Source organism: Methanobrevibacter thaueri (assembly GCF_015062905.1).
GTDB classification, from domain to species: Archaea; Methanobacteriota; Methanobacteria; order Methanobacteriales; family Methanobacteriaceae; genus Methanocatella; species Methanocatella thaueri_A.
Genome location: NZ_SUTK01000051.1, coordinates 1 through 10455, shown reverse-complemented (window position 1 = coordinate 10455; position 10455 = coordinate 1). Strand labels below are relative to the sequence as shown.

The following is a 10455-nucleotide window of genomic DNA, read 5'->3' as shown; positions in this document are numbered from 1 at the left end:
CGGACAATCTGATAATCGGCACCAAAGAAGTTGACATTGATTTTGTTATTGAAAAATGGCAGAGAAGCATTGAAGACAGTGACGATAATATCGAAAGACTGAAAAAACTTGATGATGAATTGATAAAAGCCTTTGAGGAATAAGTATGAAAGTGATATGTTCAAGCGAAGAATCCCTATATCGCCCGGAAGCGATCAGATGGAGACAGAGAATGGAAATGATGGAACCCTTAGGCGACACTGTTGTCCTGCTGCCCTGCAGCATGAAAAAGCCATACTCAAATTCCAAGTCCCATCAGAAGTTCAGAAAACTGACAAGGTCATACCAGGAGCTTATCGTGACATCACCTTTTGGAATCTGTCCGAGGGAACTTGAAAACACTTTCCCGATTCAATCCTATGACGTGAGCACCACAGGATCATGGTCCGCCGATGAGATTGAAGAGAGCGGCAGGCTAATAGCGAAATACTGTGAAGGCAAGAACATTGTGGCAAACCTCGCAGGAGGATATCTGGAATCCCTTGAGGCATACTGCGATGATTTTGTCAATGTCTGTGCAGACGAGCGTCCGACTTCACCGGACTCACTTTACAACTTAAGGATGGAGCTTAAGAATCACCAGAGAGTGAAGGGAAAAGACAAGACATTGCACGGACTCAGATCAATTGCAAGGTATCAGTTTGGCGAAAATGGAGACAAATTCATTCCGGACAATGTAAAAACAAAAGGAATGTACCACAAAAGGATATTGTCAAACGGTACACAATTGGCATTATTAAATAATGATTATGGATTATTCAGACTAAATTTACCTGGGGGAGAAATCTTAAAAGATTTAGGAATCCATATTGTAAACATAGATTTCAACCTCGAAACAAATACTGTTTTTGCACCGGGAATTGAAAAGGCAGACCATAAAATCATTCCTGGCGACGAAGTCGTTGTTGTACATGACGATACGGTCGTTGGAGTGGGCAAGGCTGTGCTGACCGGTCGTGAGATGGAAGAATGCAGTAATGGTATTGCGGTTAAATTAAAGCACCGCTTGAAAAAATAACAATATTTATAAATACCATTATTGATAATTATAAATACATAAATTATAGGAGACTTATTATGTCAGAAGATTTAGTAAACGATATTAAAGACGCTATTACTCCAATTAATGACCCGCACATGGGAATTAGTATTGTAGAAATGGGCATTGTACAAAATATTGCCGTTGATGGCGATCAAGCTGAAATTACTCTCAAACCAACCAACCCAGGTTGTATGAGTATTACCCGTATCGCTGCTGATGCTAAAATCAGAGCAGAAAACGTTGAAGGAATTGAAAAAGCAATCATTACTGTTGAAGGACATGCTATGGCAGATTCCATTAACGAAATGATTAACAGATAAAATTTTAATTTTTTGATTAATATCTATGTTTAACCGAAACAGTTATATATAGTTATTAATATATGTATTAGTGTTGACAGTTAACTGTCACACAAATCTCATAGGCTAGTGGCACAGCTTGGTTAGCGCGCTCGGCTGATAACCGGGAGGTCATGGGTTCGAATCCCATCTAGCCTACTAAAACTATTTTTTCAGAAACATTTCATTTTCCTGACAACTTTATCGACTTTTTTTTAAAAATTTTTATATACCTTATTCTACAAATATTAACTTGAATGTACAAAAAGTAGGAATGATGATTAAAATGTGGGAAAAGGTTAATGAGAAATTCAAAAAATACCCTGCAAGACTCAGGGTTGCAGAAAAGATGATCGAGCTTGGACTGTCACTGAAGGATGACGGCAAGATCTACTGCGGAAACCTGAAAATAAGCGATAAGGCACTTGCAACCGCTGCAGAGGTTGACAGACGTGCAATCAAATCAACAATAGATATAATCCGTGAAGATGATGAGTTATATAATCTGTTCGGCAACATCATACCTGCAGGGACACTGCTTAAAAACATTGCCAAAAACCTTGAACTGGGCGTAATCGAAATTGAAGTCGGGCCGAACAGCGAAGGGATATTGGCAAGCACTACAAACCTGATTTCAAAAAAAGGAATAAGTATCAGACAGGCATATGCTGAAGATACCGAGCTTCAGAAAAATCCTATACTGACAATAATTACAGAAGAGCCCGTTGAGGGCGATTTAATAAATGAATTTTTAAAAATAGAAGGAGTAACAAGAGTGTCTATCTACTGATTCTCAGCATTCATTCTTGCTTGTTCCATTTCTTTATCTTCTTCTTCGAGAATTTCTAAAAGTTCTTCCCAAGCTTCTAAAGATTCTTTAGCAGCTTCTTCAGTTAACTTTTCAATTGCATAACCGGCATGGATTAAAACATAATCTCCAACCTCTACTTCTGGCAAGAGGTCTAATTTTGCTTGTTGTCTTGCTCCACCAAAGTCAGCATATAACCAGTTATCTTCTCTGTTGATTTCAACAACTTGAGCGGGTGCTGCAATACACATAATTATCTATCTCCAAAATTTTAATATATTATTAATATTAAAAGTTTGTATTATATAAAACTATCTAAAGGGTGTTATAATGAAAAATATTGTTATCGGATCAGGCCCCGCTGGAAGATTAGGGTCTTTAGAGCTTGGAAAATTAGGTGAAGAGGTTACTTTAATTGAGAAAAACCATATTGCAGGCACCTGCTTGAATGAAGGGTGCATGGTCATATGCGCACTTACAGACATTACCAAATTTATCGACGAAAACAACAGGTTCAACAATCACGGATTTTTAAAAAGCCAAATCGACATTTCATATGACAAGATTGTTGAAAAGATTACAGAAACACAGGTCATGCTCCGTAAATTGAATCAGATGGAAAACGAAAGCGTCGGAAACAATGTGATATATGGGGAAGCCAGCATTGAGGGAGATACAGTTGTCGTCGGCAATGAAAGCTTTGAATACGATAACCTGCTGATTGCAACAGGCGCCCGCCCGTTCATTCCAGATGTTAAGGGAAGTGAGTTCGGACTGACCAACAAGGATATCCTGAAGCTTGATGAGGTTCCCGAAAAGCTGAACATTATCGGAGGAGGAATCATTGCCTGTGAGATTGCGAATATCTATTCCACTCTTGGCAGTGAGGTCAATGTCCTTGCAAGAAGCAAATTCCTAAAAGAGCTTGGAGAAAACACCAGAAGATACGTTTTGGAAAAAATCATTCCTGATGTCAACGTCCTGGAAAACACAGGCGTTAGTGAAGTCTTTGAAAACAAAATACTCACAGACAACAACGAGGAGCTGGAAGGAGTTCCGTTCTTTGCAACCGGAAGGACACCGAACAGTGAAATTGCCGAAGGTTTTGTTGAGCTGAATGATGACAGAACCATTAAAGTCAATGAAATGATGCAAACCAACCTAAGTAATGTATATGCTGCAGGTGATGTTACCGGAGGATATCAGCTGACTCCAGTAGCTAGAAAGGAGGGCATCACAGCTGCAAGGAATATGGCAGGATATGGAAATAAGATGACCTACGACTGCATTCCTCAAACCTTGAGCCTGAACATGGAAGTGAGTTTTGTCGAAAATGAAAAAGTGAGCTTAAGCGATGATGAAAAGGCAACAATTTCATTCCCTGGAATTGGAGGTCCCGGTGCATTCTGGAAAATACTTGATGGAGAAACCGGCTATACTGAAATAGACTTCGATAAAAACAGAAACAGACTGAATAAAATTAACCACATTTCCCCGTCTTCAGTAAGCGATGTGGCATACCTCTCATACCTGATGAGAATGGATTATGACCTGGATGACTATGGGGAATTCATAGAGATACATCCGTCAACCGATACAAACTATAAAATAATCAAAAACATGTGGCTATAACGCCACTATTTTACTCTTTTTAGAATATCATCCGCCAAATCGTCAGCGGCGGCCATGCATTGCTTTCCGTAAACCAAGGCCTTTTCCTGCATGGAATCATAGTTTCTGAAAGCCTCGTCAATGCTTTCGCAGACATCCTCAACGCTTGATTCAATCATTGCACCCTTGAATACGCCTGCCATGTTCTGGTATCTTCCCCATTTTACCCGGGCAAGAGCTACAATAGGCTTTCCGTTGGTGAATGCCTCTTCCAGTGACACTCCGTCATCAGTCAAAACAGTTAAATCAGCAAATTTGAACAGATGATTAATCCAATCAATATATCCGACATATATAATCTTTTCTTCATCGATAAGCTCGCCGTATTCCTCCTTTAAAGGAAGTCCGACCAGAACAAGATTGTATTCATCAGTCTTGTCGGCAACGATGTTGATTGCATCAACCATTCCCTTGAAGATGGATGAACCGGATGAAAATACGATTGTCTTTTTGTTTTCATCAAAATTAGGATATTCCTTCAGCTTTTCAAGAGCCTTGGCCTCAACGCCGTCTCCCATATTTTCCGCCAACGGATAGAATGCCTTGGCAGTGTTTTTTGGAAGCTCATCCCATCTGAACATGTTCAGTTCAGGCAGGATATAGCACTGGTTGAATTTGGGACATACCTTGGAATCCAGAGGTGTTGAAATCATGGAAAATGTAGGCTTTCTTGCAGCCTTTCCTCCAAGGGATGCGACAATAGCTCCCCCTCCCAGGACACCAACTACAAAATCAACATTCAGTTTTTTAATCAGGCTTCTTGCCTTAAATGTGGCCACAACCAGTTTGGAAGCGCCCTTGATTGCAGACAGTTTGGTTGCGGAGTGCCCTCCGGCATGCGGAACTGAAATCTTGTGCCATTTGTAGCCATGCTTTTCGAACAATGTGCCGTGAGCGGATGCGTCCAGGGCAATTTCACACTCGACCCCTTTTCTTTCAAGCGCTTTCATTTCATTTAAAGCAGTCATCGCATCTCCGCCCAGCCCTCTGCCTGTGACGATAAATAAACATTTCATAAAAATCATTCTCCTTTGCCTAAACGAGGAATATAATTATTAGAGACATGTCTCCTGTAGCATGATGCATGAGGATTGTATAATAATCTTCTAAAACCCAGGGATATCAGCAGCGGATTGGTGACCTCAATTTGCTTGTCTTCCAATATCCATTTTCTTAAAAGGTCTCCCATTCCCCCTCCGGTGAGAACGTCCATGAAGTAATCTCCGAATGTAGGATAAGCTATTCCCAAGTGCTGTCTGAAGAATATCTTAAGGTTTTGTCTTCTTACATATGCGATCAGTGCAGTGGTTATGAATCCGAATAACAGGACTCCAACCAGCCCTCCCATAATGTAGAAGGACACTCCCAGTGCGACACCGAACACGTGGTTTCCGACTTCGCCCAACATGATCTTTCCGGAAAAGTCCAGTGGGCAGTAAGCCATACAGACCACCATGAGGAGCAGCGGAGTGTAAATCGCAGGCAATTCCTCAGCGGCAGGAGAGCCGATAAGAAGCATTACGATAATTGTCAAAAATGACATTATGATTGTCACGATACAGCATGATCCAGGCTGCATGTCTGAAATGTTCAGCGGCTGGACCATCAACGCTATGAAGATGGATGAGACGCCTAATCCTTCAAATATTCCGACAATCATGACCAGTATGATTCCTATTCCTCTTGAAAGCTGGCCCCATTCTATTCCGAATGGAGACGGTTTTCTTCCTAAAATATCATCGATAAGCGCAAAAATACCTATTATCAAAATCAGATTGTTATACCCGGGCAGCATATAAAAAGACAAGACTATTGCCGGAACTATTCCGACCGCACGAGGAATTCCTCCCCTTACATTAGGATAGAGGTTTCCCATGTAGCCCCTTTTTCCTAAAAAGCGGAATATTATATCCACTACTGCAGTGCCCACAGCAGATATAACGAAAACATATATTAATGCAAAGAATATCGATGAATACATCATATAAATCACTAATCAGAAAAATCTTACTTATAAGTTATAATTTTTTTAATATATAAATATTAATCAATCTGATATCTTAAAATTGCGGCCATGCCTCCGAGGCTTTCCAGCTGTTTTCCGCCTTCATGCTCGCTGCTTACAACCATGACCTCCCCTTTCATGTTCTCAACCATGTCCATGGCTTCACCCATGTTCTCTTCGGCCACCTTCACATCAAGAATCAGAAGCTGGGAAACCGCACCCAAATTGATTGCATTCTGAGTTTGCCTGACTCCGTATACTATCTTTGATGAATTCCTTCCTATTTCGGACAGCAGATTGTTTATGGCTCCCATTTCCAGGGCCACACGATTTTCCGAGGTCAGCTTTTCAACGGTTCCCTTTTTGAGAACCTCATTTATCCCGTTTCTTCCGCCGGAACCGGTTGACTCGATGATTGAAATCTTTGCAAGGTCCTGGTGCTTGTCTTTGAGATAGTCATAAAAATCGTTTTTGACAAAGCCCGGTCCCGCAATGACGATGTTCTGGATTGAATCGAACTTGACGATTGATTCGATGACCTTCTCGTAGAATTGGATGATGTTCTTCTGCCTGTTCTTGTCGACAATCCTTTTTCCTGAAACGTGACCGGTGATCGGCCCGTAATACTCTATTCCGAACTGCCTCATCAAACCCAGTGTTGCGGTATCGTCCTCCAGAACAACAATGATTGCAGAGAGCTTTTTGGATGCCTCAATGGCCTGATTCAGCCTTTTGATTGCCCATTTAGGCCATCTTGATTTTTTGATTGTCAGGGGAACGTTGAGCTTGACTTCAAGGGTGTGGTGTGATCCTAGAGGTATCAGGTCTTCAGGACCCCTTGTGATTACTCCTGTCAGTCTCAATTTACCTGTGAACAAATGAAATGAAATGTTTTTGATGTCCAAGCCCAAATAAAATGTCTTCTTAACCCCTCTGTCACCCCTGGTCTTATCTCCGGTAGTGTCCTGAATTCTGCGGGTGGTCCTTGATGACGCATTGTCGCCAACCTCTATGATATGTGAGAGGTGCCACAGATCATCTAAAGTTTCGGGGATAACCTCAACAATTCCTTCCTTTTCATTTTCGTTTTTAATCTTCATAATTCAAACTAATTTTTCTTGTTACTAATTTATATATTTAATAATTCTAAAATTATTAATGGTTAAAATGAATGTTGGAATTATCGGTGGAAGCGACGGTTTGGGTAAAACCTTAATCTATTATTTCAGAGACGAGTTTGAGGTATACATCACCGGCCGTGACCACAAAAAGGGCAAACAGATAGCAGATGAAATGAACGTGAATTATATCGAGTCCAATGAGGGGCTTGCCAATATAAGCGATATCCTAGTGATATCCGTGCCGATTCAGCATACCTGCGATGTCATCCGCGAAGTCGCCCCCTTCATGAAAAGCGGTTCCGTCATGGTTGACGTCACCTCCGTAAAGGAAGGCCCTACAAAAACCATGGGAGAAGTGCTTCCGGATAGCGTTGAATACATTCCGACACACCCAGTTTTCGGTCCGAGAACCACAAGACTGGACAATCAGGTAATCGTGTTGACTGCGGACAGGAAAGGAAAATGGTACAGCAAGGTATATGATTACCTCGCAAGCAAAAACATGAGAATCATTGAAACCACCGCCGAAAAGCATGATTTCATGATGAGCATAGTGCAGGTCCTCACCCACTTCTCATTCATTTCAACAGCATCAGCAATCGAAAAGCTGAGCGTCGACATATCCGAAACCGAAGACTATGAAAGTCCCATTTATAATTTGATGATCGATATGATTGCCCGTATCGTATCCCAAAATCCATATCTGACCTACAACATCCAGTCAATGAACAGCAACGGGAACAAGGTCAGAAATGCCCTTGCCGAAGCCGTCCTGGAGCTGAGGGACGTCATCAACAAAGGCGATGAGGATGAATTCATTGACATTGCAATAAAGGCCACAAAGCATATGGGAGACATTACAAACGCATTGGGTAGAAGTGACAAGGCAATCGGTGCCCTGAGCTATGAATACAGCTATCTGAATGAATCCATCGGCGAGGAAGTTGGCCTAAAGCATATCTATTCCGGCAGGATTCATGTTGGAATCCTTGAAAGCATCGACGGCAAGACTGCCGTTTTGAAAGACGGCAACAAGATCAAAAAGCTGAGGATAGCAAACATCAGGATTCTGCTTCCGGAGGAGCTGCACCAATGGAAAATCGAAAACATGAAGACAAAGACCGAATCCATAAGCTGCGTATTTCCAAAGAATGTCAACATCGACATCATCCAGAAGACCGTGCTGATGCACGACAATCTGCTTGACATCAGGCTAACTGACGCATATAACGGTCCTCAAATCGATGACAATTTCATCAGCCTGACATTTACTGTCACAGCACTGACCAAAGACGATATCGAACAGGTCAAGGAGCTGTTCACAGGATTTGGCGGAGTCATCCGATAATTGTTTGATAACAAACGAACAAATATTAAAGTGTCTAAAAGTAATTAAATTTTTATTTCAACTATAAATCTTTAATTATTACTATTTTTTTATTTATTAAATTTTTAAAGATAATCAACATGAAAACATTAATTCATAATAATTTATTTGATAAAATACTTATTTTTAAAGGGTTTTGAAAAATGCATAAAACCGAAACATTTATATAGTAAAACATACACAGATTAGTTTGTCAATAAAGTTACAAAAAGTAACAAAAAGATTTTGACACATTACATTTACACACATTACAGCCAAAATGGAGATGATAAAATGGCAGAAAATGAAATCACACTAAAAGTTGCAGAGGCAATTTCACAAAAGGATGTAGGCCAAGGCGTGGCAAGACTCGATCCGAACGTCATGGATGATTTAGGAATCAATGAAAGAGACCTAATTGAAATTGTCGGCGAAAGAAGAACTGCAGCTATCGCTCTTCCTTCACAAACCGACATTGGACTCGGAGTAATAAGAATCGACGGACTTGTCCGTAAAAACTCAGGGGCAACCATAGGCGGTGAGGTCACAATCAAAAAAACCAAAGCCACCGAAGCGAAAAAAGTTGTTTTAGCTCCAATCGAAAACAACATTCGCGTACAGGGTGACGTCCGTGGACTCTTTGCAGGCAAAGTGATGGTTCAAGGAGACATCATCGGATCCCAAATCAGGGCACCAAGACCAAGGATGGGCTTCAACAGCCTGTTTGATGAATTGATGGACTATACTCCTGCAATGAAAGAAATCAAGTTTGCGGTAGTGTCCACCAATCCGAAAGACATCGTCATTGTAGGTCCTAACACCGAAGTGCAGCTCCATGAAACCCCGGTTGACGTGAGCAAAATCGAAGGTGTCGGAAACCTTGTTGATGTAAGCTACGAGGACATCGGCGGTCTGAAAGAAGAGGTCAAAAAAGTAAGGGAAATGATTGAGATTCCTCTCAAAAGACCGGAACTCTTCGAAAAACTTGGTATTGCACCACCTAAAGGTGTATTGATGCACGGCCCTCCAGGAACCGGTAAAACATTACTGGCCAAAGCTGTAGCCAGTGAAAGTGACGCTCACTTCATTGCAATCAACGGTCCTGAAATCATGAGCAAATACGTGGGCGGATCCGAAGAGAACCTGAGGGAATACTTCGAAGAAGCTGAAGAAAACTCCCCTTCAATCATATTTATAGATGAACTCGATGCAATCGCTCCAAAAAGAGAAGAGACAAACGGCGAAGTTGAAAGAAGAACCGTTGCTCAACTCTTAACTTTAATGGATGGTCTGAAATCCAGGGGACAAGTCGTTGTAATTGGTGCAACCAACAGACCTGATTCACTTGACCCTGCACTCAGAAGGCCTGGAAGATTCGACCGTGAAATCGAAATTGGAGTGCCTGACTCAGAGGAAAGAAAAGAGGTCCTTGAAATCCACACAAGAAACATGCCTCTTGCAGAGGATGTTGACCTTGACAAAATCGCAAACACAACCCACGGATTCGTAGGGGCAGACCTCGAGTCATTATGTAAAGAGGCCGCTATGAGGGTTGTAAGAAGGATCCTTCCTGAAATCCAGAACGACGAGGAAATCCCTAAAGAGGTCATGGAAAAAATCGTGGTTACAGGCGACGACTTCAAAAACGCCCAAAAGGAAATTCAGCCTTCAGCGCTCAGGGAAGTCCTTGTGCAGATCCCGGACATCAAATGGGATGACGTGGGCGGTCTTGAAGATGTGAAACAGGAACTTAAAGAGGCAGTCGAATGGCCACTTAAACATCCTGAAACATTCCAACGCTTAGGCATAAGACCTCCAAAAGGAACCTTGCTTTACGGAATTCCAGGAACAGGTAAGACCTTGCTTGCAAAAGCTGTGGCAAGCGAAAGCGAAGCCAACTTCATCTCAGTCAAAGGTCCTGAACTCCTGTCCAAATGGGTCGGAGAGTCCGAGAAAGGTGTAAGGGAAGTGTTCAGAAAAGCGAAACAGGCTTCACCTACAGTGATCTTCTTCGATGAAATCGATGCGATAGCAAGCACCCGTAGCGGAAATGACACTGACAGCG

General features: G+C 41.7%; 10 protein-coding genes and 1 tRNA gene. 7 read left to right on the top strand and 4 right to left on the bottom strand.

Going from position 1 to position 10455, the window contains the following annotated elements; translation table 11 throughout:
* Window positions 1-145: 145 nt before the first annotated feature.
* The 4 genes from E7Z79_RS08145 to E7Z79_RS08130 all read left to right on the top strand — a co-directional run bounded on the left by E7Z79_RS08145 (window position 146) and on the right by E7Z79_RS08130 (window position 2209).
* On the top strand, window positions 146-1057 hold the full coding sequence (locus E7Z79_RS08145; RefSeq protein ID WP_303739460.1) for a DUF5591 domain-containing protein: 912 nt from the start codon (window positions 146-148) through the stop codon (window positions 1055-1057).
* A 59-nt stretch (window positions 1058-1116) separates the two neighbouring features.
* Complete coding sequence (locus tag E7Z79_RS08140) at window positions 1117-1401, top strand: iron-sulfur cluster assembly protein (protein ID WP_303739459.1); 285 nt, start codon at window positions 1117-1119, stop codon at window positions 1399-1401.
* Window positions 1402-1503: 102 nt separating this feature from the next.
* A tRNA-Ile gene (locus E7Z79_RS08135) sits at window positions 1504-1578 on the top strand.
* Between the two features lie 115 nt (window positions 1579-1693).
* Window positions 1694-2209, top strand: a complete 516-nt coding sequence (locus tag E7Z79_RS08130) for an amino acid-binding protein (RefSeq protein WP_303739461.1) — start codon at window positions 1694-1696, stop codon at window positions 2207-2209.
* Here the strand turns inward: E7Z79_RS08130 and E7Z79_RS08125 are convergent.
* Window positions 2203-2478, bottom strand: coding sequence for a HypC/HybG/HupF family hydrogenase formation chaperone (locus E7Z79_RS08125; protein ID WP_303739458.1), 276 nt, complete (start codon window positions 2476-2478; stop codon window positions 2203-2205). The genes E7Z79_RS08130 and E7Z79_RS08125 overlap by 7 nt on opposite strands.
* A gap of 79 nt (window positions 2479-2557) precedes the next feature.
* Between E7Z79_RS08125 and E7Z79_RS08120 the strand changes: the two genes are divergently transcribed.
* Window positions 2558-3859 (top strand): NAD(P)/FAD-dependent oxidoreductase, encoded by a 1302-nt coding sequence (locus tag E7Z79_RS08120; RefSeq protein ID WP_303739457.1) that lies wholly within the window; start codon window positions 2558-2560, stop codon window positions 3857-3859.
* A gap of 5 nt (window positions 3860-3864) precedes the next feature.
* Here E7Z79_RS08120 and E7Z79_RS08115 read toward each other — a convergent pair whose 3' ends face one another.
* The 3 genes from E7Z79_RS08115 to E7Z79_RS08105 are packed head-to-tail and all read right to left on the bottom strand — an operon-like array spanning window position 3865 to window position 7003.
* Window positions 3865-4914, bottom strand: coding sequence for a glycosyltransferase (locus E7Z79_RS08115; RefSeq protein WP_303739456.1), 1050 nt, complete (start codon window positions 4912-4914; stop codon window positions 3865-3867).
* 5 nt (window positions 4915-4919) lie between these two features.
* Entirely contained in the window at window positions 4920-5882 is a 963-nt protein-coding gene (locus tag E7Z79_RS08110) for a cell wall biosynthesis protein (protein ID WP_303739455.1), read from the bottom strand.
* A 59-nt stretch (window positions 5883-5941) separates the two neighbouring features.
* A complete protein-coding gene (locus E7Z79_RS08105; protein ID WP_303739454.1) occupies window positions 5942-7003 on the bottom strand; it encodes an mRNA surveillance protein pelota in 1062 nt (353 codons plus the stop codon).
* A 58-nt stretch (window positions 7004-7061) separates the two neighbouring features.
* Between E7Z79_RS08105 and E7Z79_RS08100 the strand changes: the two genes are divergently transcribed.
* Entirely contained in the window at window positions 7062-8372 is a 1311-nt protein-coding gene (locus E7Z79_RS08100) for a prephenate dehydrogenase (protein WP_369693441.1), read from the top strand.
* A 312-nt stretch (window positions 8373-8684) separates the two neighbouring features.
* The coding region (locus E7Z79_RS08095; protein ID WP_303739452.1) for a CDC48 family AAA ATPase at window positions 8685-10455 on the top strand (1771 nt) is incomplete at its 3' end.